The 24,292-nt window shown below is 61.7% G+C and carries 23 protein-coding genes and 1 tRNA gene; 14 read left to right on the top strand and 10 right to left on the bottom strand.

All coding sequences use genetic code 11. The features are described from left to right. Nucleotides 1-615, bottom strand: a 615-nt coding sequence (locus NW833_RS03085; RefSeq protein ID WP_414411509.1) for a cob(I)yrinic acid a,c-diamide adenosyltransferase, incomplete at its 3' end; no start/stop codon positions are given. Between the two features lie 182 nt (nt 616-797). Between NW833_RS03085 and NW833_RS03080 the strand changes: the two genes are divergently transcribed. Beyond that, the gene (locus tag NW833_RS03080) at nt 798-1,712 is read left to right on the top strand and encodes a PLP-dependent cysteine synthase family protein (protein WP_414411508.1); all 915 of its coding nucleotides are present in this window, start codon (nt 798-800) and stop codon (nt 1,710-1,712) included. Nucleotides 1,713-1,773: 61 nt separating this feature from the next. Then, nucleotides 1,774-1,854: transfer RNA gene (locus tag NW833_RS03075), tRNA-Leu, on the top strand. A gap of 100 nt (nt 1,855-1,954) precedes the next feature. On the opposite strand, the gene NW833_RS03070 is transcribed toward NW833_RS03075, so the two are convergent. Then, entirely contained in the window at nt 1,955-2,374 is a 420-nt protein-coding gene (locus NW833_RS03070; RefSeq protein WP_414411507.1) for a pentapeptide repeat-containing protein, read from the bottom strand. 165 nt (nt 2,375-2,539) lie between these two features. On the opposite strand from NW833_RS03070, the gene lptB reads away from it, so the two are divergent. Then, nucleotides 2,540-3,268: an LPS export ABC transporter ATP-binding protein gene (lptB, locus tag NW833_RS03065; RefSeq protein ID WP_414393426.1), complete on the top strand. Its 729-nt coding sequence runs from the start codon at nt 2,540-2,542 to the stop codon at nt 3,266-3,268. A gap of 12 nt (nt 3,269-3,280) precedes the next feature. Here lptB and NW833_RS03060 read toward each other — a convergent pair whose 3' ends face one another. Further along, the gene (locus tag NW833_RS03060; protein WP_414411506.1) at nt 3,281-4,735 is read right to left on the bottom strand and encodes a pyruvate kinase; all 1,455 of its coding nucleotides are present in this window, start codon (nt 4,733-4,735) and stop codon (nt 3,281-3,283) included. Between the two features lie 245 nt (nt 4,736-4,980). Here NW833_RS03060 and NW833_RS03055 point away from each other — a divergent pair, with 245 nt between their 5' ends. After that, entirely contained in the window at nt 4,981-6,102 is a 1,122-nt protein-coding gene (locus NW833_RS03055; RefSeq protein WP_414411505.1) for an LptF/LptG family permease, read from the top strand. 5 nt (nt 6,103-6,107) lie between these two features. On the opposite strand, the gene NW833_RS03050 is transcribed toward NW833_RS03055, so the two are convergent. After that, the gene (locus NW833_RS03050; protein WP_414411504.1) at nt 6,108-7,106 is read right to left on the bottom strand and encodes a phosphate ABC transporter substrate-binding protein; all 999 of its coding nucleotides are present in this window, start codon (nt 7,104-7,106) and stop codon (nt 6,108-6,110) included. A 58-nt stretch (nt 7,107-7,164) separates the two neighbouring features. Next, nucleotides 7,165-9,216 (bottom strand): ribonuclease catalytic domain-containing protein, encoded by a 2,052-nt coding sequence (locus tag NW833_RS03045; RefSeq protein WP_414411503.1) that lies wholly within the window; start codon nt 9,214-9,216, stop codon nt 7,165-7,167. Nucleotides 9,217-9,526: 310 nt separating this feature from the next. Here NW833_RS03045 and NW833_RS03040 point away from each other — a divergent pair, with 310 nt between their 5' ends. Together NW833_RS03040 and NW833_RS03035 are read left to right on the top strand one after the other, a co-directional pair. Continuing rightward, on the top strand, nt 9,527-10,159 hold the full coding sequence (locus NW833_RS03040) for a response regulator transcription factor (protein ID WP_414411502.1): 633 nt from the start codon (nt 9,527-9,529) through the stop codon (nt 10,157-10,159). A 118-nt stretch (nt 10,160-10,277) separates the two neighbouring features. Further along, nucleotides 10,278-11,486, top strand: a complete 1,209-nt coding sequence (locus tag NW833_RS03035; protein ID WP_414411501.1) for a Coenzyme F420 hydrogenase/dehydrogenase, beta subunit C-terminal domain — start codon at nt 10,278-10,280, stop codon at nt 11,484-11,486. Between the two features lie 3 nt (nt 11,487-11,489). Here the strand turns inward: NW833_RS03035 and NW833_RS03030 are convergent, their stop codons facing one another. Further along, nucleotides 11,490-12,680, bottom strand: coding sequence for an aspartate aminotransferase (locus NW833_RS03030; protein ID WP_414411500.1), 1,191 nt, complete (start codon nt 12,678-12,680; stop codon nt 11,490-11,492). 139 nt (nt 12,681-12,819) lie between these two features. Here NW833_RS03030 and der point away from each other — a divergent pair, with 139 nt between their 5' ends. Both der and smpB read left to right on the top strand, forming a co-directional pair. Further along, nucleotides 12,820-14,193 carry a ribosome biogenesis GTPase Der gene (gene der / locus NW833_RS03025; protein WP_414411514.1) on the top strand — a complete coding sequence of 458 codons (1,374 nt, stop codon included), beginning with the start codon at nt 12,820-12,822 and terminating at the stop codon, nt 14,191-14,193. Nucleotides 14,194-14,224: 31 nt separating this feature from the next. Continuing rightward, nucleotides 14,225-14,689 (top strand): SsrA-binding protein SmpB, encoded by a 465-nt coding sequence (gene smpB / locus NW833_RS03020; protein ID WP_414393409.1) that lies wholly within the window; start codon nt 14,225-14,227, stop codon nt 14,687-14,689. A 52-nt stretch (nt 14,690-14,741) separates the two neighbouring features. Here smpB and NW833_RS03015 read toward each other — a convergent pair whose 3' ends face one another. From NW833_RS03015 to NW833_RS03005, 3 genes are all read right to left on the bottom strand, one after another. After that, the gene (locus NW833_RS03015; RefSeq protein ID WP_414393407.1) at nt 14,742-15,344 is read right to left on the bottom strand and encodes a glutathione S-transferase family protein; all 603 of its coding nucleotides are present in this window, start codon (nt 15,342-15,344) and stop codon (nt 14,742-14,744) included. Nucleotides 15,345-15,413: 69 nt separating this feature from the next. Further along, a complete protein-coding gene (gene era / locus NW833_RS03010; protein ID WP_414411499.1) occupies nt 15,414-16,421 on the bottom strand; it encodes a GTPase Era in 1,008 nt (335 codons plus the stop codon). A gap of 8 nt (nt 16,422-16,429) precedes the next feature. Further along, nucleotides 16,430-18,073, bottom strand: a complete 1,644-nt coding sequence (locus NW833_RS03005) for a SpoIID/LytB domain-containing protein (RefSeq protein ID WP_414411498.1) — start codon at nt 18,071-18,073, stop codon at nt 16,430-16,432. Nucleotides 18,074-18,135: 62 nt separating this feature from the next. Here NW833_RS03005 and NW833_RS03000 point away from each other — a divergent pair, with 62 nt between their 5' ends. The 4 genes from NW833_RS03000 to NW833_RS02985 all read left to right on the top strand — a co-directional run bounded on the left by NW833_RS03000 (nt 18,136) and on the right by NW833_RS02985 (nt 21,573). Then, nucleotides 18,136-18,525 carry a DUF1818 family protein gene (locus tag NW833_RS03000; protein ID WP_414393402.1) on the top strand — a complete coding sequence of 130 codons (390 nt, stop codon included), beginning with the start codon at nt 18,136-18,138 and terminating at the stop codon, nt 18,523-18,525. A gap of 49 nt (nt 18,526-18,574) precedes the next feature. Then, on the top strand, nt 18,575-19,318 hold the full coding sequence (hisG, locus tag NW833_RS02995) for an ATP phosphoribosyltransferase (protein ID WP_414411497.1): 744 nt from the start codon (nt 18,575-18,577) through the stop codon (nt 19,316-19,318). Nucleotides 19,319-19,434: 116 nt separating this feature from the next. Further along, entirely contained in the window at nt 19,435-20,229 is a 795-nt protein-coding gene (locus tag NW833_RS02990) for a photosystem II manganese-stabilizing polypeptide (protein WP_414411496.1), read from the top strand. A gap of 102 nt (nt 20,230-20,331) precedes the next feature. Further along, nucleotides 20,332-21,573, top strand: coding sequence for an NAD(P)/FAD-dependent oxidoreductase (locus NW833_RS02985; RefSeq protein WP_414411495.1), 1,242 nt, complete (start codon nt 20,332-20,334; stop codon nt 21,571-21,573). On the opposite strand, the gene dnaG is transcribed toward NW833_RS02985, so the two are convergent. Further along, nucleotides 21,553-23,451 (bottom strand): DNA primase, encoded by a 1,899-nt coding sequence (gene dnaG / locus NW833_RS02980; protein ID WP_414411494.1) that lies wholly within the window; start codon nt 23,449-23,451, stop codon nt 21,553-21,555. The two genes, NW833_RS02985 and dnaG, sit on opposite strands and share 21 nt — an antisense overlap. Nucleotides 23,452-23,595: 144 nt before the next feature. On the opposite strand from dnaG, the gene NW833_RS02975 reads away from it, so the two are divergent. After that, on the top strand, nt 23,596-23,943 hold the full coding sequence (locus tag NW833_RS02975; protein WP_414393791.1) for a c-type cytochrome: 348 nt from the start codon (nt 23,596-23,598) through the stop codon (nt 23,941-23,943). Next, nucleotides 23,943-24,266, top strand: coding sequence for a hypothetical protein (locus tag NW833_RS02970; protein WP_414411493.1), 324 nt, complete (start codon nt 23,943-23,945; stop codon nt 24,264-24,266). Before NW833_RS02975 ends, NW833_RS02970 begins: the two co-directional genes overlap by 1 nt. The last annotated feature ends 26 nt before the right edge of the window (nt 24,267-24,292 follow it).

Here is a 24,292-nt window from a genome sequence, read left to right as displayed (position 1 = left end):
GTAGATCTCGATGCCGCTGAGGGGGGGCTGTCCGTTCTGGGGATCCGCCGCCCGCCGCACGCTGCGCATTTCCGAGTGCAGATCTGCTAGGTCGATAATTTCCTTGGGGGCGCCCCGCCCGGTGATGATGACCTCCATCTCCTCTGGCTTTTGCTTGAGGGTGCTGACGACCTCATCCACAGGCAGCAGGCCCAGGTCCAGCACCGGGTTTAGCTCGTCCAGCACCACCACCGAGTAGAAGCCCGATGCCAGCGCCCCCTTGGCTACATCCCAGCCGCGACGAGCCTCTTGGCGGTCAAACTTGGTAATCTCGTCGGGGCCGAAGAACTCTCCTCGCCCCGTGCGCAGTTGATCGATAAGGTGGGGGAAGCCCCGCTGCAGAGCGGCAATCGCGGCGTCCTCTGCATAGGTGCGGCCCGGTCCCTTGAGAAACCGCACCAGCAACACCCGGCTAGGGGCCGAGTTTTCAATCCCCAGCCCAATTGAACGCAGCACAACCCCCAGAGCCGCCTGTGACTTGCCCTTGCCCTCGCCGTCGTAGACGTGGATCTGACCTCGCCGGCGATCAAATTGTTGCGCCGTTACAATGCCGATTTCTGCCCTGCCGCTCCGCATCCTGCTGTTGCCCAAAGCGCTTTTTGCTAACCCCCATCTTAGAGTCTAGCTAAAGGAGCCGGGGAAGCCCAGAAGAGGCTGGAACTGAAGAACACCGGGATAAGATGAGCAATGGTTGTCCAGTCCAGTGCTTGTCTAGCGAGGGATCCCGCTTGTACCCGAGTGCGTTTTCTTCTCGCCCCTTGCCCCCTGCGGTCGAGAGCCCCATTGAGCTGGTGGGACGGACGCCGCTCATTCGCCTGCGGCGGGTTACTGCTGATTTGCCGCCAGCGGTGCGAGTTTACGGCAAAGCAGAGTGGTACAACCCCGGCGGCTCGGTCAAGGATCGCCCGGCCCTGAACATGATTCGCGCTGGCGAGCGCGAGGGCAAGCTTACGCCTGGCAAGATTATCCTGGATGCCACCAGCGGCAACACGGGCATTGCCTATGCCTGGATAGGGGCAGCTTTGGGGTACAAGGTGAAGCTGGCCCTGCCGGCCAACGCTAGCCCAGAGCGCAAGAAGATCCTCGCTGCCTACGGGGTGGACTTGGTGCTCACGGATCCAGCCCTCGGCTCCGATGGGGCCATCGAGAAAGCCCGCGCTCTCTACGCCGAAAACCCCGATCTCTACTTCTATCCCGACCAGTACAGCAATCCCGCCAACTGGCAGGCCCACTACGAGACCACAGGGGTGGAAATCTGGGAACAAACCCAGGGACAGATCACCCACTTCGTAACCGGGCTAGGCACCAGCGGCACCTGCATGGGGGTGGGGCGACGCCTGCGGGAGTACCGCTCTGATATCCAGATCATTGCCATGCAGCCGGACTCCCCCTTCCACGGCCTCGAAGGCCTTAAGCACATGGCCACGGCCCTCAAGCCAGCAATCTACGATCCCAGCTTGCCGGACCGGCACCTCGAGGTCTCCACCGAAGCCGCCCAGAAGATGGTAAAGCGCCTAGCTTTGGAGGAAGGGCTACTGGTGGGCATCTCTTCTGGTGCCAATGTGGTGGCTGCCCTTGAGGTGGCTCGCCAACTTTCCAGGGGGGTGGTGGTCACCATTTTCTGCGACGGGGCCGACAAGTACCTCTCGGAGCGGTTTTGGACCGAGGACTAGGGTTGCCGGCCCCTTAACACCCCGGCCTTTTTGCTGCTAGGATAGAACAAGTCCAGCTAGCGCGGATGTGGCGGAATTGGTATACGCGCACGTTTGAGGGGCGTGTGGCTTTGCCATGCGAGTTCGAGTCTCGCCATCCGCAGTGGGCTTTCACGCTTGACACTTCTCCTAGAGGGAGCTCTTTGCGCTACTCCCGGACGGCACCCTGAAGGCGTGTGCCTTGGGTGCGGGCAAAGCGCAGGTCAGCTCCAACCAGGTTGGCATACGCAGATCGGCCCCGCGCAAGTCCGCGCCGCAGAGAGATTAGCCCCCCGCAGGTCAGCCCCGCGCAAATCCGTCCCCTCCAGGTAGCTACCGCTAAGATTGGCGCCGCGCAAGTTGGCTTGCGGCAAATTGGCTCCCACCAGGTAGGCACCGCTGAGATCGGCGCCGGTCAGGATAGCGCGCTCCAAGTTGGCCTCGATGAGGTCGGCACCCTGGAAGTTGGCTTCTGCCAGATCCAGGTTGCTTCCCAGACGGCAGTTGGGGCAGGCTTTGGAAGCCAGTAGGTAGCGCAGGAAGCAAGCGTTGGGGGTGGTGGCAGCGGCAGTGGAGGCAACCGTTGCCGTGGTCAGCAGCCCTAGAATAGCGGAAGCTTGTAGAGGGAAATTCGTGGTAGCCAAGTTAACGACAGCAACCCAGCGGAGCGAGGTTGTCCTGCATTGCTCCCAGGGTAGGGGCATTTGGGCCTCCTGGAGCAACAGTGGGGCCCACTGCTTTTGCTGGAACTAGCTTTCGGGATCCGCCAGCATTGATTAGGAAAAAGCGTCTAGTCCTGGGCTGGCCCTATGCAGATTCGACTGGAAAACATCTGTAAGCGCTATGGCCGCCGCGAGGTGGTCAAGGATGTCAGCTTGAGCATTGAGCAAGGGGAAATCGTCGGGTTGCTGGGGCCCAACGGAGCGGGGAAAACCACCACCTTCTACATCATGACTGGCCTGATCCAGCCCAACCGCGGCCATGTCTGGCTAGATGACCAAGATATTACCCATCTGCCCATGCATCGCCGCGCCCAATTGGGGATCGGCTATCTGGCCCAGGAGCCGAGCATCTTTCGCCGCCTTAGCATTCAAGACAACCTGCTGCTAGTGATGGAGCAGACGGGGGTGCCTCGCCGCCTCTGGCAGCAGCGCCTCAACCACCTGCTCGAGGAGTTCCGCATTGCCCATGTGGCCCACAGTTTGGGCTTGCAGGTGTCGGGGGGAGAACGGCGCCGCGCCGAGATTGCCCGCGCCCTGGCTGCTGGGATCCACGGGCCGAAATTTTTGCTGCTGGACGAGCCCTTTGCGGGGGTGGATCCCATTGCGGTGGCCGACATCCAGGAGGTGGTGGCCAAGCTCAAGCAGCGGGGCCTCGGCGTCTTGATTACCGACCACAACGTGCGGGAGACGCTGGAGATCACCGACCGGGCCTACATTCTCAACGAGGGAGCCATTCTGGCCAAGGGCACGGCAGCAGAGCTGGCGGCGGATCCCCTGGTGCGCAAGTATTACCTGGGGGAGAAGTTTCGTCTTTGATGCTGCTTCATCTTAGCGCCAGGAGTACAAAGCGCGCAGGCGTTGGCTTTTCTTGTGTTGGTGGGCTTGCATCCGGGCCAGCAGCTCATCCAGAAGGGCAACTGCCTCCAGGAGATAGGGGCCTTTGTTGAGCATGACGCACTCGGCGCGGGCAGACATCACCGCATCGGAAAGCTCAGGCCGCGAGGGCAGGCCCTCTTTGGTGAGCTGATCCAGCACCTGCGTAGCCCAGACCACCGGCACATGGGCCGCCTCGCAGATCCACAGCAGTTCCTCCTGGATCTCCCCCAAGCGCAGCCAACCTATCTCTACGGCCAGATCCCCCCGGGCAATCATCACCCCCAGCGGTCGGCAGCCGTCGGCGGCCGCGATCAAGGCGGGTAGGTTTTTCACCGCCCGCTGCGTTTCAATCTTGAGGAGCAAGCCCAGATCAGGACGGGCCTGGCGCCGCTCCAGCTCAGAAAACAGCAACTGCAAATCTGCCGGCTGCTGGACAAAGGAATAGCCCACCAGGTCGGCATGCTGCACCACAAAGTCCAAGTCTTGGCGATCTTTCTCGGTCAGAGGCTGGATCGGGAGCTGGCTGTCGGGAAAGTTGAGGCCCTTTCCCTCCCGCAACTTCTTGCCCTGCGGGGCGACTTTGTCCACCTCCAGCACCACCCCTACCGGCTCGATCCCTACGACACGGGCGCCGATTTTGCCGTCGTCGATCCAGACAGTTGCCCCCACCTGCAGGTGCGCCAAGATCTCTGGCGGGGTGCAAGCCACCTGGCAAGAGGGGTCAGAGGTGACCGGCGGCATGGCTGCCGTGAGCAGGATGCGATCCCCGCGGTACACCTTGGCTTTGCCGGGGGGCATGGCCACCGGGCCCGTGCGGATCTTGGGGCCGGCCAGGTCGAACAAAATCTTGCAGCGCCGTTGAGTCTGGGCTTCGGCCTGGCGCAAGTGGGCCACCATTTTCTCCCACACCAGGGGATCGTCGTGGGCGCAGTTGATCCGGGCCACGTTCATCCCCCGTTGCAGCAGTTGCAGCAGCAGCTCGGGCTGCTCGGCAGCTTCGCTGGGCAGGGTCACCATGATGCGGGCGCGGCGGTGGGGAGAAGGAGGGCCAAACAGCGCCTCAGCATGCTGCTCCAGCGCCATGTCCCCAGCGTAAAACTCCTCATGGCTGGGCCCCTTGTGGCTTAGGCCCTGCGTGGCTGCCAAAGTGGCGATCACCGCATCCAGGGTCTCTAAGACCCGCGATTCACACCGTCCCAGCGAGGACAGCCCCACCGCAGCCAGCTCCAATTGCAGGTTGCGCAGATCGTGTTGGCGTAGCGCCAGGTAGCGCGCCAGGTTGCAGAGGGCTGCAGGAGGGTTCGCAAGGCAGCCCCAGGCGGCCAGGTAGTTCTGGGATCCCTCGACAACCTGCTGTCGTAGCTCCAGGAGCCGCTCCAGCAAACCCTTGAGATGGAAAGAAGCCATGCTGGAACCCAGCCCAGTCCTCTCCTCTGCCCGCCTAGGTCGATCGTAGGCGGATTGGATTGAGAAAGGGAGGGAATTAACCTTTTGTTCCCCAAGGTTCCGGTCTAAAGTCGTTAACAGCCTTCACCTCTTGGGCGAAGGGCTTGCTGTCCCAACTACCCTTAGGTTGCGTGAAACTCTCCTCTCCCCCCTGTTCGGTCAAGCAGTCTTGCCGCAGGCTCTCCCTCGTCTGTGCAGTAGGCCTAATGGATCGCTACCTCCTCTCCGAGATGCTCCTGCCGTTTCTCGGTGGGGTGGGGGCGTTTACCACCCTGGTGATGGCCGTGAGCTCTCTGTTTGAGCTGGTGCGCCTGGTGGTGGAGGCGGGGCTATCGATTTCAGTGGCCCTGCAGGTGTTTCTGCTGCGGGCACCGGGGATCATCGTCTTGACGTTTCCCATGGCAATGTTGTTGGCGACGCTGCTGGCCTATGGGCGCCTGTCTGCCGATAGCGAGATCACGGCTCTGCGCGCCTGCGGCGTGAGCCTCTACCGCCTGGTGGTGCCGGCTGTCCTGCTCAGCTTGTTGGTAACGGCGCTAACGTTTCTGTTCAACGAGCTGGTGGTGCCGGTGAGCAATCGCCAGGCAGCCTTGACTTTAAACCGCGCTTTGAACCGGTATCCTGACTTTCGCCGCGAGAACATCCTCTACCAAGAATTTGGCGAGATCCTCACGCCGGAGCCCGATGGCAGCTTTTCCCGACGGCAAGGGCTAACCCGTCAGTTTTACGCCCGCAGCTTCGATGGCCAAGAGATGCGCGGCGTGATCGTCCTGGATGTCTCCAACGAGGCTCTCAGTCAAATTCTGCTGGCGCAGCGGGGGCGCTGGGATCCCCGCGAGAACCTCTGGGTGTTTGAGGAGGGCACCACCTACATCGTTTCGCCCGACGGCACCTACAGCAACATCGCCACTTTTTCCCGCCAGGAGCTGCGTCTGTCGCGGGCGCCGCTGGATTTGGCCCAGGAGGTTCGCAGCCCCGAGGAGATGAACATTCCAGAGCTGCGCCGCTACATTGAGGTTCTTGCCAGCTCCGGGGATCTGCAGCGGGTACGCCGCCTCCAGGTCAACCTTAGCCAGAAGTACGCCATCCCCTTTGCCTGTCTGGCCTTCACCCTGATCGGGGCCCCGCTGGGCCTACGACCCCAGCGCACCAGTTCTTCTTTGGGCTTGGGCCTCAGCGTGCTGATTATCTTTGCCTACTACGTGCTCCTGTTTGTCAGCCAGGCGCTGGGGCAGATTGGGACGCTGGGGCCAGAGGTGGCAGCCTGGCTGCCCAACTTCGTCTGCCTAGGCATAGGGGGGGCCTTGCTGTACCGCGCCAACCGCTAGGCTGGCTAGCGCAGCGGGATGAACTCGGTGCGGCCAATGATCTGTTGGCCTTGATCCGAGAGGGCGTAGTTAATGAAGTCAGCCACCACGGGGCTGGTCTTTCGCGGCACCACCAAGAACACGTTGCGGGCCAGCGGGTAGCGGCCACTTTGAATGGCCTCGCGGGTGGGCATCTGGCCGTCGATGGGCACCATCCTCACCGTTTGCTGGTTCTGCACTTGATCCACGGTGCTGTAGGTGATGCCGTCTTCCCCCAGCGCCCGCAAGAGAGGAGTGGTGACGTCTTGGGTGGCGGTGGTGAAGTAGGGAGGGTTATCGGGAGCAAAGGGCGACCCCAATAACACCAGCTCTTGGAAAACGCTGTAGGTGCCACTCTGGGGAGCGCGGTTGAGAACACGAATCCGCCGATCCGGACCGCCCACCTGGCTCCAGTTGGTCATCCGACCCTGGAAGATATCGGCCAATTGCTGCAGCGTCAGGCCGCCCTTGTAGGGGTTGTTGACCCCCACCGCCACCGCCAGGGCATCTTTGGCCACCGGGATCGCCTGTAGACCCGCCTGCACTTCGCTGGCATCATTGAGGGGGCGGGAGCTAGCGGCCATCTGGATGCGACCTTCCATCAGGGCCTTCAGGCCGGCATTGGATCCATTGGGCTTGCCATCCGGGATCCCGTAGGTGATGGGGATGCCGGGGTTGCGCTGGGTGTAGCCTCCCTTCAGGGCCAAGACGAGCCGGATCATCGTGACGCTGCCATCCACCTGGAGCACTACTGGGTTGGGCAGGGAAGTGTCCAGGTTAACGGAGCTGGCAGGGGGATTGGGGGCCTGCGCCTGGGGAAGGTTGGGTGCCGCTGGGGCTTGCGGCTGAGCAGTCGGGCTCCTAGAGGTGCGGCTAAGCCAGGAGCTGAGCAAGCCTGAACGATGGGCATACCAGCCGCCCCCTCCCAAGATGGCAATCAGGAGAATATAGACAATTGGCGGCGGGCCAGAAGGTCGTGTGGCCATGGAACTCCTCCTGGGGAACGGGGATGACCCTCCTCTGTTGTATCAGTTGCCCCCCTCTTTAGGGAGCAAAGTCTCTTAGCTCCCGCAACTCAATTACATCGGCGCGGGGATCCGCCTGGAGAACCTCCAACTCAATCCAAGCCCCCAGCGGCACCTGCCGCTCCAAGCGCACCGGCACGCGAAAGGCAATTTCATCCAGCATGGCCATCACCAGGTTCTCCTCCTCGCGCAGGTAGCCCAGAACCAAGGCCCGCCAAGTCTGCCCTGGTCGCTGGCGCAGGTACTCAATGCTCCAGTAGCGCTTGGACTTGCGCTCCACCTGAGCGGCCTCGGCCGTGCCTGGCTCAATGCCCAGCACCACCTGCTGCACCTCGGCTTCTGTCAAGGGCAGGGGATCCCCGCGCAAAAAGGCCTTGATCTGGTAGTGCGCCACCAGATCCAGGTAGCGGCGAATTGGGGAAGTTACCTGGCAGTAGGCATCAAGGCCCAGGCCCGCGTGCCGCTCGGGTTGCGTGGCCACCTCTGCCCGCGACAGACACCGCATGATGGCAAAGGACCTGACCGGCCCCTGGGGGTACAGCTCCAAAACTTCCGGCGGGGGCAGTTCGGGAGCAGGCTGCAGGCGGTAGGGCACTGGGATCCCATGCTGGCGGGCAAAGCGAGCGGCTACCTCGCCGGCCAGCACCATCATTTCCGCCACCATCTGCCGCGCCGGCGTATCCTCAATAACGCGCAGGTGGGGGATCTCGTCGATGACCTTGATGTCCTGCTCCGGCAGGCCAATGGGGATCGCCCCTTGCGCAAGTCGCCAGGTGTAGCGCCAGTGGGCTGCCCGAGCAATGGCTGTCAGCTGCGGCTCTGCTCCCAACTCCAGCATCTCGTCGGCATCGTCGTAGGTGAGGCGGTAGTTTACCTGGATTTGGCTAAGGCAAATTTCGTAGTCGCGCACCGCCCCGTCGCCTCCCAGGCGAATGCCAAAGCTAAGGGCAGGCCGCACCTCCCCCTGCACCAAACTCATAGGACCAGTGGACAGCTCTGGCGGGAACATCGGGATCACCCGCTCTGGCAGGTAGACACTGGTACCCCGCCGGCGGGCCTCTAGATCTAGAGGATCCCCCCACTGCACCCAACAACTGGGATCGGCAATGTGGATCCAGAGCTTCGCCTCGTCCTCCGACCAAAACTCGACGCTGAGGGCATCGTCGATGTCGCGAGTGCTGGCGTCGTCAATGGTGTAGGTGTGAAGATGAGTGAGATCCCGACGCCGATGGGACTCCAGGAAGGGAGGGGGGCCGCCCAGCAAAGTTTGGGTGTAGCGCTCCACCTCTTTGGGGAACTGGGTGGGGATCCCCGTAAGGCGCAGGGCCAGGTTCTCGTGGCGGCTCCACAGTCCCAAAGCCACCAACGCCTCAAAAGCTCCCTGGGGCGTGTCGGGGAATCCCAGGAGCCGCAGCAGGTGGGAAGCCCGCTCGCGATCCGAGGGGGTGAGGTTGTGGGAAAGATCCTCGTAGTTGCGAAGGCTATCGGGTGCTCCCTGCAGAGCTAAGCGCTCCAACAGCTCCAGACGAGCCCGTTCCGCCGGGGTCCAAGTGTACTTTTGCCCAGGCTGGGCCACCGCTGCCTTTAGGCGGGCCTCAAACTCGGCCTGCTCCTGCTGCCGCTGCTGGGCGACAGCAATTTGATGGAGAATTTCCTTGACCTGTGCCGGCGGGCGCGGCTCGTAGCCTTCTCCCTTCTCCTTAAAGTAAATGTAATCCTCGCTCAAAAGGCGGTAGGCTGCATAGGTGGAGACCGGCGAATCGTCGGAAAACAACAACTGCGCCATCTCCGACAGGCTCAGGGGCCGCCGCTCCTCCTGAACCAATTCCCAGGCCAAAGCCAAGCTCTCGGGATCCAGCTTCGCCTGAACCGCCTGCCAAAAGCTGGGGATGTCGGAAACGGTAAAGTTGGAATTGCCGTTCAGGGCAAACGTAATTTGGCGGGGGTGAACGCTGTAAACCTGCCCTGAGGGCACCTCCAACAGCAGGTTCTTTTTGCCCTCCGTGCCCTGAACTACGGCCAATAGCCGCTCGTTATTGTGGCGAAACTCTACCAGCGTACCCTTTTCCACCCTCTCTACCCAGCCAGGCTCACGCTTGCTGCTCTCAACATTCTCTCCTAGCTCTGCCTTCCTTGACTATGGGAAAAACCCGCCAAGCAAACTTACCCTAAAAGGCTAGGTGGAGGCTGCTAGCTGCCAGGGATCCCAAGGCAGAGCTTGCTGAAGCCCCTCCTAGCGGGTTGAAGAAATCTACACAAGCCAGCAGAAACCATCAGGAGCAAGGTAGAATCTTGGCCGTAGATTCTGGGTCTCTCCATCTCCAAAAGTTTACCTAGCAAGTCCCGGTCATCTGGGCTTGCCAGCAACGACGAGGTTAGCCGTGAACGCCCCAAAGCGCTTACTGGTTGTTGATGACGATCCCAATCTCGTCCTCCTGGTGAAGGATTACCTGGAGTTTCGCGGCTACGAGGTGGTGGCAGCCAGCGATGGTCTGGAAGCCCTGGAGGTGATGCGCCGCTTGACTCCGGATCTCATCATCTGCGATGTGATGATGCCAGAGATGGATGGCTACACTTTTGTCCAGACCCTTCGCTCCGATAGGGCCACGGATTGGATCCCGGTCATTTTTCTCTCGGCGCGGGGGCAAACGGCAGATCGGGTGCGCGGGCTCAATACGGGGGCAGACGCCTACCTGGTCAAGCCCTTTGAACCGGAAGAGCTGGTGGCGCAGGTGGAAGCTACCCTCAAACACACGGAGCGCCTGTTGCAAATGCAAGGTGCCCCCGTTCAGCCGGTCATCCAGCTAGATCGAGAAGTTGAGCTTACTCCCACGGAAACCAAGGTGCTCCAGTACGTAGCCAGGGGCATGTCCAACCGCGAGATTGCCGAGGTGATGGGGGTGAGCCAGCGCACTATCGAAAGCCATGTCAGCAACATGCTCAGCAAAACCGGCCTGCACAATCGCACCGAGCTGGCCCGCTGGGCCATAGAAAGTGGTTTGGGCAGAGGCTAAGGGCGCTAAGGACTTGGCAGGAGCGCGGATTCTCAACTTCTCTGCGCGCGGTCTGCGGTTTTGGCGGCAAACTGTAAGGAGGTACCCGCCCTCCTGTGTCGGCTAGGGTCTAGACCTTATGGGATCTCGTCCACCGCGTCCGGCTCGGCCCATTCGCTCCGGCCACTATCCAGCCAAAGAGCTGTGTAGCCAGTGCGGCCTCTGCGATACCCGCTATGTCGCCCATGTCAAAGAGGCCTGTGCCTTTTTAAACCAGCAATTTACCCACCTGGAAGAGCAAACCCACGGGCGATCCCGAGAATCGCTGCGCTCCAAGTCAGCTGCTGTCAGCGATACTGACTACTTCGGCGTCTACGAGGCAATGTACACGGCCCGCAAGCGGGATCCGATCCCTGGCGCCCAGTGGACGGGCATCGTCAGCAGCATCGGCATGAAGGCCCTCAGCAGCGGCCTAGTAGAAGGGGTGGTGTGCGTGCAGGCGGATCCCCAGGACCACTTTCAGCCGCGGCCTGTCTTAGCGCGTACCCCGGAAGCGGTTTTGGCAGCGCGGGTTAACAAGCCAACGCTATCGCCCAACTTGTCGGTCTTAGAGGAGGTGGAGCAAAGCGGCCTCAAGCGCCTCTTGGTCATCGGCGTAGGCTGCCAGGTCCAGGCTTTGCGGGCGGTGGAGAACAAGCTGGGCCTGGAGAAGCTCTATGTGTTGGGCACCCCCTGTGTGGACAACGTCAGCCGCGCGGGGCTGCAAAAATTTTTGGAAACCACCAGTCGCTCCCCGCAGACGGTGGTGCACTACGAGTTCATGCAGGATTTCCACATCCACTTCAAACACGAAGATGGCTCGGTGGAAAAGGTGCCTTTCTTCGCCCTCAAGACCAAAGAACTCAAAGACGTGTTTGCCCCCTCCTGCCTCACCTGTTTTGACTACGTCAACAGCCTGGCAGACCTAGTGGTGGGCTACATGGGATCCCCCTTTGGCTGGCAGTGGCTGGTGGTGCGCAACTCGCGCGGGCGGGAGCTCCTGGAGCTGGTTTGGGAGGAGCTGGAAACCCAACCGGTGATCTCGCAGGGCTCGAGACGAGCGGCGGTGCAACAGGGGATCCAAGCCTATGACCAAGCCTTGAGCTTGCCCCTATGGCTGGCTCGGATCCTGGGAGCAGCCATCCAGCGCTTTGGGCCCCGCGGCCTGGAGTATGCCCGCTTTTCCATCGACTCCCACTTTGTTCGCAACTATCTCTATGTGCGCCGCCACTATCCCCACCAGCTGGAGCGGCATGTCCCTCCCTTTGCCCGGCGGATTGTGGAGCAGTATCACCTTCCGAAAGACTGAGGCTCAGCAGTAGCGGATCCCGGCCTCGGCCCAGCGGTCGATGGCCTGCCCTATGCGCTCGCAGTCGGCAATGAGGCTAATCCGCACGTAGCCCTCTCCCCCTTCTCCAAAAGCGTTGCCAGGGGTTACGACCACGCCTGTGGACTCCAAAACCCGCAGGGCAAACTCCGTCGAGCCTTCGGGGGTGCCGTCGACGGTGCGGGGGGTGGGGATCCAGAGGTACATCGTCGCTCGCGGCGGCTCGATCTGCCAGCCCAACTCCGCCAGGCGGGCAATGAGATAGTCGCGCCGGCGGCGGTAGCGCTCTTTCACCTCCTCCAAGTAGCTATTGGGCAGGCGCAGGGCAGTTTCGGCGGCCTTTTGGATAGCTCCAAAAACGCCGTAGTCGAGGTTGGTCTTTAGGGTGCGCAGGCTCTGGATGATCTGGCGGTTGCCCACCACAAACCCTACCCGCCAGCCGGCCATGTTGTAGGTTTTGGAGAGGGTGTGGAACTCTACTGCCAGGTTCTTGGCACCGGGGATCTGCAGCAGGCTGGTGGGCCGATAGCCGTCAAAGGCCAGCTCGGCGTAGCACAGGTCGTGCACCAAGAGCAGGTCGTATCGGTAGGCAAACTCCACCACTTCTTCAAAAAAGGAGCGGGGCGCCACCGCCGTTGTCGGGTTGTTGGGGTAGTTAAAGTAGAGCAGCCGCGCTTGCTTAGCCACCTCCGGCGGGATCTCCTGCAGGTCAATGAGCCACCCTTTTTCCGGACGCAGCAGCAGCGGGTAGATCTGGCCGCCGGCAATCAGGGGGCCGCGAAAATGGGGCGGGTAGGCGGGGCTAGGCACCAGCACCAGATCCCCGGGATCCACATAGGCCAAGGCCAGGTGGGTCAGGCCCTCTTTGGATCCCAGAAGAGGCAGCACCTCGTCATTGGGATCTAGCTCCACTCCATAGCGGCGCCAGTACCACTCGGCAATGGCCTGGCGGAAGCTAGCCGTGCCCTCGAAGGGAGGGTAGCCGTGGTGGAGGGGATCGGCAATGGCCGCCTGGGCTGCTTCCACCACGGGCTGGGGGGTGGGGCCATCGGGGTTGCCCATGCCCAGATCGATCAAATCCAGCCCCTGCTGGCGGGCGCGGGCCTTGAGCTCGTCCAGCCGGGCAAAGACATAGGCAGGCAGCTTGCGCAGGCGTTGGGCAGGGGCAAGGTTCATAAAGCCACGGAATTGGGGTTAACTGCACAGCTTACCGCCAGAGCGGCTCCCAAGGCAATCTAGAGCAAGGCCAGTCTTGGGCGGCAGGAAAGCCAACGGCTAGGATAGAGATCCAGCTTTGGCTTTTTCGACTGCAGCCGTGCCCTTACCTCTAGTAGCTGTTGTGGGTCGCCCCAACGTGGGCAAGTCCAGCCTCGTCAATCGCATGGCGGGGGTACGGGCGGCCATTGTCCACGACGAGCCCGGCATAACGCGGGATCGCCTCTACCAAGAGGTGGAGTGGAATGGGCGCCGCCTGCGGGTGGTGGATACGGGCGGACTGGTCTTTGGCGACGACAGCGAATTTTTGCCCCATATTCGCCAGCAGGCCATGGCAGCGATGGCCGAAGCGCACGCGGTGATCTTCGTGGTGGATGGCCGCGAAGGGCTGACCCCCGCCGACAAAGAATTGGCCGATTGGCTGCGCAAACAACCCCTGCCGGTGGTGGTGGCCGTCAACAAGTGCGAGTCAGGGCAACTGGGCCTGGCGCAGGCGGCGGCTTTTTGGGAGTTGGGGCTGGGGGAGCCGATCCCCTGCTCTGCCCTCCACGGCAATGGGGTAGCCGAGCTGTTGGAGGCAGTGCTGCCCCATCTGCCGGAAGGGGAGGAAGCCGCAACTGAAGCAGAGCCCATTGCCGTGGCCATTGTTGGCCGGCCCAATGTGGGCAAGTCCAGCCTGCTCAACCGCCTAGTGGGATCCGAGCGGGCCATTGTCAGCCCCATCGCCGGCACCACCCGCGATGCCATCGACACCCTGGTGGAGTGGGAGGGGCAGACCTACCGCCTCATCGACACAGCCGGGATCCGCAGGAAAAGCCGGGTGGAGTACGGGGTGGAGTTTTTCAGCATCAACCGGGCCTTCAAGGCCATTCGGCGCTCAGACGTGGTGCTGCTGGTCATTGACGCCTTGGAGGGGGTAACCGAGCAGGATCAGCGGCTGGCTGGCCGCATTGCGGAAGAGGGCCGCGCCTGCATTATCGTCGTCAACAAGTGGGATGCAGTGGAAAAGGATACCTACACCATCGACGAGTACACCCGCGAGATCCGCGAGCGGCTTTACTTCATCGACTGGGCGCCCCTGGTGTTTGTCAGCGCCCTCACAGGGCAGCGCACCCACAAGATCTTCGCCGAGGTCAACACCGTGGTAGCTGCCCATCGCAAACGCATCCCCACCTCCGTGGTCAACGAAGTGCTGCAGGATGCCCTTGCTTGGCAATCGCCCCCCGCCAACCGCCAGGGCAGGCAGGGCAAGATCTACTACGGCACTCAGATAGCAGAGCAGCCCCCCACTTTCCTCCTTTTTGTCAACGATCCCGATCTCTTCAAAGAAAACTACCGCCGCTACCTGGAAAAACACTTCCGGCAAAACTTAGACTTTGCCGGCACTCCCCTCCGCTTTGTCTGGCGCGGCAAGTCGGAGCGGCGGGTGGCCCAGGAAGTGCGCAAGCTGGAGGGATCCCTGGCCTCCCCCTAGGATTGGAGTTAGCCAAACCTCAAAAAAGTCTATGGCTGTGGATCCCAACGTCAAAACTCTAGTGGAAAACCGCCGCGCCCGCTTTGAGTATGAGATCTTGGAGACCTACGAAGCTGGGCTCCAACTCACCGGCACGGAGGTCAAGTCCATCCGAGCAGGCAAAGCCAATCTCCAAGATGCCTTTGCGCTCTTTCGCGATGGCGAGGCCTGGCTGCACAACTTGCATGTTGCCCCCCACGGGACTACCAGCAAGGAGTTCAACCACGATCCCACCCGCCGCCGCAAGCTGCTGCTGCACCGCCGTGAGATTGATCGCCTGCGGGGTTTGGTGGAGCAAAAGGGCCTGACGGTGGTTCCCCTGCGGCTGGTGCTCAACCGCGGCTGGATCAAAGCCCACCTGGGCGTGGCCCGCGGCAAAAAGCTCCACGACAAGCGGCAAGCCATTAAGGAACGGGAGACGCGGCGGGAAATCCAGCGCGAGCTCAAGGGGCGCTAGGGACTGCCAGCTCTCGGTAGCTCCGATGCATCGATTGGCTGCAGGGGGACCTCTAGGCTCCAGGGAGAGGGAAAAAGCGCTCGGTGGCCTTGACCCGCTCACACCAGGCGCGGATGTTGGGGAAGGGCTTGAGGTCAAATCCGCCTTGCTCCGCCACGTGGGTATAGGTGAAGAGGGCCAGATCGGCGATGGTGTAGCGGTTGCCCACAAAGAATTCTTTCCCCTTCAGATGGCCTTCCATGATCTCTAAGGCCTCCGTGCCCAGTTTTAGGTTCTGGGCAATCAGCTCGGCGTTGGCCTCGGCCTGGCCAGTCCGCACGAGGAAGCGGGTAGTGGCAATGTAGCGAGCAATGCGGGTTTGCTCAAAAAACAGCCATTTCAAGATCTCAGCCCGTTCCAGACGTGTCTGGCCATAGAGAGGGGTGTCTTCTGCTAGATAGACCAAGATTGCAGCCGACTCGGCCAAGACCGTGCCGTCTTCTAGCTCCAAGGCCGGGATCTGGCCCAAGGGGTTCTTGGCCAGGTACTCGGGGCGACGGTTCTCGCCGGTGCGGGAGTTCACCTCAACCGTCTCATAGGGGATCCCCAGCTGCCTCAGAAGTAGCTCCACCTTGTAGCAATTGCCAGAGGTGGGGATCCCGTACAGTCGCAGCATGGTTCTTAGCCTTCCACGGGAAGCATTGCCATTTCCATGATTAGCCGCAACCGCCGCTCTGCTCAATCCCTACGTCTCGAGGCGGTAGCCGAAGTCGCGCAGGAGGTGCTCGGAGCGCCGCCAGTGGGGCCGCACCTTAACAAACAGCTCCAGGTACACCTTGCCGGCAATGAGCTTTTGAATCTGAAGGCGGGCAGCCTGGCCAATTTGCTTGAGCCTTTCCCCTCCCTTGCCAATGAGGATCCCTTTTTGCGAGTCCCGCTCCACGTAGAGGGTGGCCAAGACGCGGGTAACCTTGGGGGTTTCCTCCACCTGGTCGATGGTTACGGCCACCGAGTGGGGCACTTCCTCGCGGGTGTGCAGCAGCACCTGTTCCCGGATGAGCTCCGCCATGATGAATCGCTCTGGCTGATCGGTGACCAGGTTTGGCGGATAGTAGTAGGGCCCCACAGGCAGCAGGTCAACAGTGACTTGGATAAGGGGTGGCAAGCTGCCGGGATCCAAGGCAGACACCCAAACCACCGGCGCAGCGGGCCGCAGGGCCTGGTAGCTCTCCTGGTGAGCTTGGCGCGTGGCAGCGTCTTTGAGGAGATCGGCTTTGTTGCAGACAAGGATGCAGGGGGTAGTGGCAGGGATCCGCTCGGCAATGAAAGCGTCACCGCGACCTGCTGGCACTGAGCCATCCACCACAAAGAGAACGACGTCCACGCTCCCAATGGCGGCCTGAGCGTTGTGCACCAAGATCTCCCCCAGGCGGTGGAGGGGCTTGTGGATGCCAGGAGTATCCACCCAGATGATCTGGGCTTGGGGGAGGGAGAGGATCCCGCGCAGGCGGTTGCGAGTGGTCTGGGCCACAGGGGAGGTGATGGCGATCTTTTGGCCCACCAGGGCGTTCATGAGAGTGGACTTGCCCACATTGGGCCGTCCAATGAGCGCCGCAAACCCCGACTTGAACCCTGGTGGGGCCGCGGGGAGGGCAGAGGGCTCCAACCCCCTTATTTGAACGGGCTCCAGCGGGGCTGAGATCTCCTGCTCCTCAAGCGGAGGATGGCCGGCATTCTGCTGCTCTGCTGCCATGGGGAACGCTACCTCGGGTGGACGGGCAAGGACTGGTCAGCCAGCGAAGCCTCGGGGAGGGATCCCAGCTCGGTCAGGGTCGTGCCAGGGTAGTAGAAAGCGAGGATTTGGGCTGCATTCAACCCCCGCCGGGCTAAGGTGTAGGCGCCGTACTGGCTCAGCCCCACCCCATGGCCAAAGCCGCCGCCGATAAAGCGGTAGCCCGCTAGCTCCTTGCCCTGTTTTAGGGGCTCGACGCGAAACAGGGTGCTGTAGAGGCGGGGAAAAGCTAGGCGCACCTGATCCTTGCGCAAAACCAGCGAGTGAGATCCTTGGGGCGTCTGCAGGTCCACTTGCAGCGCCTGAACCCGACCGCTGACCGAGCGCTCCAGAACCTGCAGCCCCTGGATGGTCGTCCACTCGGGGAGAGGGATCCCGAGGTACTCTTGGGCAGCCCGCAGTTGGGCGTTGAGCTCCGCCAGGGATTGGGAGAACTCCCAGCGGAAAAGGCGAGATACCCCTGCTTCATGGAAACCTTCCCGCTGCTCCAGAAAGGCCTTGAAGTCGCTCTCCCGCCGCAAATCAAAGGGCTGATCGGGCTGGTGAGCGAGGTCAGCGCGGGGGCGCAGGTAAGGGCGCGGCTCGCCGTCCCAAACTTCTTCAAAGCCTGCCGAGATGCCGCCGTTGGAGGAAGAATACACAGCATCCACCAGCTTGCCATTGTAGGTAAGCACCAAGCCGCTGGTCTGGCGAACGGCCTCGTCCGCCCGCGGATGGGTTCCCGTCAGCCCCTTGTAGACCTGGCAGTGGGTGTTGGCACAGAGGTGGTAGTCGTCGACCTGAAAGCGGTGCAGGTTCTTGAGGGCGTAGGTGCGCGCCAGAATGGCCTGGGCGGCCATGGCGGCAAAGGGAGCTCCCGGCCCTACTTCGTGGGGCACCACCCCCCGCAGATAGGTTTCCAGCGGCACGGCGTTGACCACGGTGTAGCTGCCGTAGGCGTTAGGCTGAATGGTAATCGAGCCGGCATAGTAGCGGTCGTTTACCCGCAGATAGCCCGCGTCCGAGGTTACCTGAAGCCGGGTGCGGTGGTAGCGAAAGTGGCCATGCACCCAGCTTAGCTGGGGCTGTTGGCGCCGCTGCTGGACCTCAAGCCGCACCTGGGGGATCCCTTTGGCCTGGGCATAGCGCTGAATCTGGGCCAACTGCTGAGGGGTGTAGGCGCGGCTGGCCCACACTTGCCACTCTCGCGGCTGGGCAATCTCGGTGCGGATCCCTAAAGCCTGCCAACGCTTGGCGCTGGCCTCGGCGCTCTCAAAACTTTTGTGGCTGCTGAGAACAAGGCGGTACACGGTTTCCGGAGTGGCCAAGGCGCGGTTGACGATCCCGACAGTTACGCGCGGAGTGCGCTGCCTCTGGGTGCTGCCGTCGGCCTGGGGAAATTCTAGCGTCAGTAGCGACCCGGTTGGCGCTGCCAACTCCACCTGATCCTGTTCAGAGCGACCAAAGTGCTGCAGGATGCCCACCCGTAAGATCGGGTTTTGCGGGGTAGCCACCGTGGCCCAGGTTTCTCCGAGTGTGGCGCGTAACGCCAAAGCTGCAAGCAGCACACCCCAGCCGAGCGTGCCCTGGAGAGGAAGCCGCCGCTGGGTGGGGGGAGGTTGGTAACTGAGCATCGGCGCTTTATGCTGGTAACGCATCCGTTGATTCTACCTGCATCTTTTTGGCCTAACCCAGCATGGAGGCTTTTTTCTCTTCTACCCCCTCTCCTCTCTGCAAGGGATCCGGCTGGCGACTGGGCTGGGATCCCCGGCGCTCTCCTTTTGTGGCCCTTGTGGGAGGAGAAACCTGGGCGCTGGAGCTAACTCAAGAGGAGTGGCAAGCTTTTGGGCAGGGGGTGTACTGCCTGCAGCGGGATATGGAGGCCATGGCCTCCCAACTGATGGCCGAAGAGAGCCTCACCCTGGAGCAGACCTTCCCCTCGCTAACTTTGATTGCCCACGGCAGCCCCGCTGCCTGGGATCTCTACCTACAGTTGCACCAGGGCCGGCGCGGCGAGGGCTTCTGGCCAGCAGAGGCTGTCCCGGGGCTGTGCCGTGCTCTTGCCCAGTTTCGGGAGCACAGATGACCTAGCAGTTGCTAGGATTGAGAGTTGCCCTGGGACAGCGGCCCCCTTCATGTCGACAGCTTTGGATCTTCAGCTGCACGACTGCCAAGTTCATCCTCCCGACCGTCAGCCGATCACCATTGCCCTCGCCAAGGGAGCTTTGCTAGCCGATGCCATCCGCTGTCTGCAGCAGGTAGGGATCGACTTTAGCCGCTTTTTGGATCCGGCCAATCGCCTCCTGCGCATTGAATCCCCTACCCAGCTCAAGGGACAGCGCTACGCGGCGCTGCTGGTGCGCAACCAGGACGTGCCGGTGTACGTGGAGTACGGCCAGGCCCAGCTGGGGATTGTCGGCTACGATGTCCTGCGGGAGCGCTATGCCAGCAGGGAAGCGGGGGTAGCCCACCTGTTGGACCTAAAGTTTGGCTACTGCCGCATGGTGGTGGCTCTTCCCCAAGACAGCCCCTACACCTCAGCAGCCCAGTTGCCGCCCTATGCCCGGGTAGCTTCCAAGTTTGTCCGCTGTGCCCGCGAGTATTTCGACCGCCTGGATTTGCCGGTGGAGCTCATCTCCCTTGCCGGCTCAGTGGAGCTGGCTCCCCTCACGGGCATGGCTGATGCCATTGTGGACTTAGTGGCCACCGGGCGCACCCTGCGGGAAAATGGCCTGGTGGAGCGGGACTGTCTTTTCGAGAGCACAGCCCGCCTGATTGCCCATCCCACCAGCTACCGGGTCAACCAGCAGCCCATCGGTGAACTGGTGGCCCAAATTCGGGAGCGCTGGCTGGGATCTTTAGCGGTTAGCCAGCTTTAGTTCTTGCCTAGTCAAGAAACTTTGCTTGGCTTAGCAAAGAGCGGATTGCGATTGCGTACAATGGGGGCACTGGTTTATTTCCCAAGAGATTCAAAACGGGTTTTTCGAGGTTGATTATGCGGTACCGTCCCCTGCTCGCCATCCTGCTGGCGCTTTGTCTAGGCGTCTTCGCCTTTCGGGCTGAGGCAGCCAAGGCCCCTCTAACCTACGACCAGATCCGCAACACAGGCAAGGCGGCTATTTGCCCGTCGGTCTCGGACAATGCCCGCGGCCGCATTGAGGTGCCGACGGGGGGATCCCTAAAGCTGACCGATGTCTGCTTCCAGCCCGTGCAAATTGAGGTGGAAGAAGAAAAACGGAACGGGGAAAAAGAGTTTATCAAAGCCAAGAACATCATGATCTCGGCTGCTACCCTGGGGCCGATTAAAGCGGAAGTCACTGCCAAAGAGGGTGGCTTGGAGTTCAAAGTGGTGGATGGGATCACCTTCCAGCCAACCACCGGTCAGTTGCCTCGCCGCGAGCTGGTGCCCTTTTTGTTTAGCGTGAAAGACTTGGTGGCCACCGCTCAAGGGTCGGTCATCGATCCCTCAACGGACTTTGAAGGCGAGTTCTTGGTACCTGGCTACCGTACCAGCAGCTTCCTCGACTCGCGGGGGCGGGGTTCTAGCACCGGCTACGACACGGCTGTGGGGCTGCAGGCAGCCAAGGAGGACTTTGCAGCCAACCGCAAGGTGGACGAGATTTCCCGGGGGAAAATGTCGCTGCGCATTGCTCGCGTAGATTCCAGCACTGGAGAAATCGCTGGCTCCTTTGTTAGCATCCAGCCGTCTAGTACCGAGCAAGGGGCACTGGAACCTCGCACCGTTCGCGTTCAGGGCCTGTTTTATGCCCGTCTGGCGCAGGAGTCCTAAAAAAGCCTGAGGCAGGCCATTCCAGGGCAGGGGCGGATCCCTGCCTGTTTTTGTGTTCCTGGCAAGGGCGGAGCAATTGCCAACCCGAGGAGCGAGACAGGCATGGCCAACTATGACTGGATTGTTGTCGGCGGCGGGATCACCGGAGCAGCCCTAAGCTATGAGTTGGCCCGCCAGGGGGGATCCGTTCTTCTCCTTGAGAAGGAGGCGCTGCCCGCCAGTGCCACCCGCTATAGCTACGGTGGCTTAGCTCATTGGGCTGGAAAAACTCCCCTGCTCAAAGCTCTGGGGGAAGAAGGGATCCAGCGCTACCGCACTCTCTCAGAGGAGCTGGAGGCAGATATTCACTTTCGCGAGCTAGATCTGCTCCTATTGGTTGCTCCTGGCTACTCAGTGGAAACGGTGGAGGCGGATCTAGCCGACTGTCGCATCCCACCCCAGCGGATTCCGGTGGAGACGGCCTGTGAGCTGGAGCCCCTTTTGCAGCCGGCGGCCCTGGAGGGCGTGCTCTGGGCCCAGCACGGCCACATCCACCCCTGGCTGACAACCCTGGCTTTTCGGAGGGCTTTCCAACGCCTGGGGGGATCCCTACTTTTCCAAAGCGTAACTGGCTTGCGGCGACAAGGGCAGCGGATCACCGGCGTAGAGACACCCGCCGACTTCCACGGGGCAGCCCAGGTGGTGGTGTGCGCCGGCGGCTGGACACGGGCTTTGTTGCGTCAAGCTGGCATCTATGCCCCTATCTACTTCACCCACGCCGAATCCCTCGAGCTAGAGCCGGCAACGGTGCGGCTGAGAACCATCGTCATGAGCGCGCCGGTGCAGCGCCTGGAGCTGGAGCGGCAGGCGGCTCACCCCGACCGGGATCCCCTCTGGGACAAGCCGGGGCAGGAGCTCTGCCCACCCATCCTGGATGTCGGGATCCTGCAATTTCTAGACGGCAGCATTCGCCTGGGCCAGATCAGTCGGGTGCTGACGGATCCTCAAGCCCAGCTGGATGCCACTAGCGGCGAAGCGCAAATCCGGGCCCAGGTGGGGCGCTACCTACCCCAAGTGGCCCAATTGCCCGGGCGCTGGTGTCACTGCTTGGTGGCCTTCAGTGGCGATCACTATCCCTTGGTGGGATCCCTGCCCGGCTGGGAAGGGCTACAACTCTTTTCCGGCTTCAGCAGCCCTTTGGCCATCCTGCCGGCCTTAGCCCGCCGCTTTGCCCAGCAGGCGTATGGCCAGGCGGATGAGTGGCTCCCCAGTCTCTCGCCGGCGCGCTTCACTGCGCCCTCCCCCCCTGCCCCTTCTCTTGAGGGAGAGCGGACCCGGAACTGCTTAAGTCCACTCCTCCGCTAGCGCTGTCTCCAGCAAATCTTCCAGGTTAAGCTGCACCTGGCGCTGCAAGGCCAAGATAGCCTGATATTCCTGGTGAATGCTGGCCTGGTATTCGGCAGCTAGAGTAGTGTTGCCTTCGGAAAAGGCCTGCTCCCAGAGCTGCGTCCAGTAGCGGTAGCGCTTCTGACGAATTTCCAGCTCCATGTTGGCTAGAGCAGCCCGCACCACCAGGCGCGGACGCATCAGGGCCACGCGGGTAGTTTCGTCCTGCCAGAGCAGGTGGCTGAGGCGCTCGTTGAGGGCGTCGTCCTGGGCGCAGAGAGTGCGCAGGGCGGTCAAAAGACCCTCCTCCTCGTCTTCCAGCTCCGGCTGGGCCGAGACCAGCTCCAAGATCCGCTGCCACAGCTCCCGGTGAGGACGGAAACTGAATTGCAGCTCCCGCTCCATCAAGGTCTGGCGGATCTCGCGGCGGTACTCGGCAAAGTGCAAGTAGATCTGCAGAAGATGGGACTCGGACTGCAAGAGTTTGGATCCCCGGTCGGCAGCAGGTTGTTGGGGTTTTGACCAGCGGTACTGGCGCACGGCACGTCGCAGATCCTCTTCCAGATTGCGGCTAAGGCGAGCGTTGCCCCGGCTGAGCAATTCCGCCACTTTGTGGATATACAAGGAGCGCCATTGTCCACCTAGACCGGCCAGCAGTTGCACCAGCGCTTGATAGGCCTGTTGGAAATCGGCGGCCTGGCTGAGATCCCGACCGGCCAGCACCTGTTCAATCCGCCAGTCCAGCCATAGGGGAGCCTGAGCCAGCAGGGCCTCTAGTTGGGAAGCCGGGTGCTCCCGCAGGAATTCGTCGGCATCTTTCCCAGCGGGAAGGGTGAGGATGCGCAACTCGATTTCCCCCCGTCGCGCCTGCTCCTCAACGGCTTGAACAGCCCGCAAGGCGGCATTCAACCCAGCGCGGTCGGCATCGAAGTTGAGGATGACCCGCTTGGACGGCGTGTAGCGCAGCAGAGCCTTGACTTGGTGCGGCGTCAGGGCCGTGCCCATGGCGGCTACCGCATAGGCAATGCCGGCTTGGTGCAGGGCGATCACATCAAAGTACCCTTCCACCACTAAAACTTGGTCGGCTTTGGCGATGGCCTCGCGGGCAAAGTTGAGGCCATAGACCACCTGGCTCTTGTTGAAAAGCTCCGTTTCTGGGGAGTTGAGGTACTTGGGCTGCTCCTCTCCTAGAGCCCTGCCGGCAAAGCCTATGACCCGCCCCTGCAGGTCAAAAATGGGCAGCATGATGCGGTTGCGGAAGCGGTCGTAGTGGCCTCCCCCCTGACGCGGCACCAGCAAGCCGGCTTCTTCTAGGAGCTTGACCGGCTGGCGCTTCTGGTTAACCAGGTACTCGTAGAGCGGCTGCCACCCGGGGGGAGCAAAGCCGATTTGAAACTGTTGCCAAGTCTCTTCGCTCAAGCGGCGGCTATGCAGATACTCCCTAGCCGCCGATCCCACCGGGGAGTGGAGGACGTGCCGGTAGAAGTCGGCGGCCATGGCTAAAATCTCCAGCAGCTTTTCCTGACGCGAGACCTGGCGTTCGTAGTCTGGGGAGAAGGATCCCTTGGGCTCGGGCACATGGTAGCGGCGGGCCAGCCAGCGCACGGCTTCGGCAAAGGAAAGGCGCTCGGTCTCCATAACAAAGCGGATGACATCTCCCCCGGCACCACAGGCGAAGCACTTGTAGATCTGCTTGCTGGGGCTGACGTGAAAGCTGGGCTTGTGGTCGTCATGGAAAGGGCAGAGGCCGACAAAGTTTTGCCCCCGCTGGCGCAGCACCACTTTTTCGGCCACCACCTCAACGATGTCGGCCTTCTGGCGCACTAACTGGATGAACTCCGGCGGCAGACTGCTCATGGCCCTAGGGATCCTCCACCCCATGGTAGCCAGGGGGACTCGACAGGCTGTCTTTTGACGTGGCCTGACCCGCCAGAGATAATGGTCTAGCTTCAAAAGCTGGATTTTTCCATGAACAGTCTTTTGCAAATTGTTGAGAGGAAAATGCGGATCGTTAAACTTTTCTTGCTGCTTTTGCTTGTCGGTGCCGCTGTCTTTTGGAGCCCGCAAGTGGCTTCTGCTGAGCCGGATTTGGCTTTAGGGGCCAAGGTCTTTCAGGCCAAGTGTGTGGGCTGCCACTTGAACGGGCGCAACTCGATAGTGCCGGCTAAAAATCTCTCCCTGGCTGCCCTGCACGAGTACCACGTGGATACGCTGGAGCTAATCCAAGCCCAGGTGCGCAACGGCAAAGGGGCCATGCCTGCTTTTGGCAAGCTCCTCAAGCCAGAAGAGATCGAGGCGGTGGCCGCCTACGTTTTGGATCGCGCTGAGCACAACTGGAGCAAGGGCTAATGGCCCACGACGAAGTGGCCGTGGCACCTCAGGTGCGGCAGGAGCAGGGCCGTCAAGTCCAGGGATCCCGCCGCCAGCTTCTCTCAGTGGGCATAGGGGCCCATGGGCTGGTGGCGGTGGGCATTTCTGCCCATGGGGTGGTAGCCATCGGCGTGGTCACCCACGGCATCCTCTCCATTGGCCTAGTAGCCATGGGCGCTCTCTCCTTTGGGCTGGTGTCCATGGGCTTGGCCAGCGCCGGCCTGGTGTCCATGGGCCTCTCCAGTTGGGGCCAGCACAGCATGAGCCTGATGGAATCCCACGGATCCCATCGCCATCCCTGAAGAAATTGGAAAACTAAAGAAATTGG

The sequence above is a fragment of the Synechococcus sp. O70.1 genome, assembly GCF_047462215.1.
Taxonomy (GTDB): Bacteria; Cyanobacteriota; Cyanobacteriia; order Thermostichales; family Thermostichaceae; genus Thermostichus.
Note: the sequence above shows the minus strand (reverse complement) of the source record. Positions and strands in the feature narration are given on the sequence as shown.

What these genes read in the sequence shown, in the direction of transcription:
- era (WP_414411499.1), bottom strand. Translation starts at nt 16,421, where the DNA reads ATGGCAGCAGAGCAGCAGAATGCCGGCCATCCTCCGCTTGAGGAGCAG.
- NW833_RS02975 (WP_414393791.1), top strand. Translation starts at nt 23,596, where the DNA reads ATGCGGATCGTTAAACTTTTCTTGCTGCTTTTGCTTGTCGGTGCCGCT.
- NW833_RS03000 (WP_414393402.1), top strand. Translation starts at nt 18,136, where the DNA reads ATGGAGGCTTTTTTCTCTTCTACCCCCTCTCCTCTCTGCAAGGGATCC.
- NW833_RS03015 (WP_414393407.1), bottom strand. Translation starts at nt 15,344, where the DNA reads ATGCTGCGACTGTACGGGATCCCCACCTCTGGCAATTGCTACAAGGTG.
- NW833_RS03035 (WP_414411501.1), top strand. Translation starts at nt 10,278, where the DNA reads ATGGGATCTCGTCCACCGCGTCCGGCTCGGCCCATTCGCTCCGGCCAC.
- NW833_RS02970 (WP_414411493.1), top strand. Translation starts at nt 23,943, where the DNA reads ATGGCCCACGACGAAGTGGCCGTGGCACCTCAGGTGCGGCAGGAGCAG.
- NW833_RS02990 (WP_414411496.1), top strand. Translation starts at nt 19,435, where the DNA reads ATGCGGTACCGTCCCCTGCTCGCCATCCTGCTGGCGCTTTGTCTAGGC.
- NW833_RS03055 (WP_414411505.1), top strand. Translation starts at nt 4,981, where the DNA reads ATGGATCGCTACCTCCTCTCCGAGATGCTCCTGCCGTTTCTCGGTGGG.
- dnaG (WP_414411494.1), bottom strand. Translation starts at nt 23,451, where the DNA reads ATGAGCAGTCTGCCGCCGGAGTTCATCCAGTTAGTGCGCCAGAAGGCC.
- NW833_RS03050 (WP_414411504.1), bottom strand. Translation starts at nt 7,106, where the DNA reads ATGGCCACACGACCTTCTGGCCCGCCGCCAATTGTCTATATTCTCCTG.
- smpB (WP_414393409.1), top strand. Translation starts at nt 14,225, where the DNA reads ATGGCTGTGGATCCCAACGTCAAAACTCTAGTGGAAAACCGCCGCGCC.
- NW833_RS03030 (WP_414411500.1), bottom strand. Translation starts at nt 12,680, where the DNA reads ATGAACCTTGCCCCTGCCCAACGCCTGCGCAAGCTGCCTGCCTATGTC.
- NW833_RS03060 (WP_414411506.1), bottom strand. Translation starts at nt 4,735, where the DNA reads ATGGCTTCTTTCCATCTCAAGGGTTTGCTGGAGCGGCTCCTGGAGCTA.
- lptB (WP_414393426.1), top strand. Translation starts at nt 2,540, where the DNA reads ATGCAGATTCGACTGGAAAACATCTGTAAGCGCTATGGCCGCCGCGAG.
- NW833_RS02985 (WP_414411495.1), top strand. Translation starts at nt 20,332, where the DNA reads ATGGCCAACTATGACTGGATTGTTGTCGGCGGCGGGATCACCGGAGCA.
- NW833_RS03005 (WP_414411498.1), bottom strand. Translation starts at nt 18,073, where the DNA reads ATGCTCAGTTACCAACCTCCCCCCACCCAGCGGCGGCTTCCTCTCCAG.
- hisG (WP_414411497.1), top strand. Translation starts at nt 18,575, where the DNA reads ATGTCGACAGCTTTGGATCTTCAGCTGCACGACTGCCAAGTTCATCCT.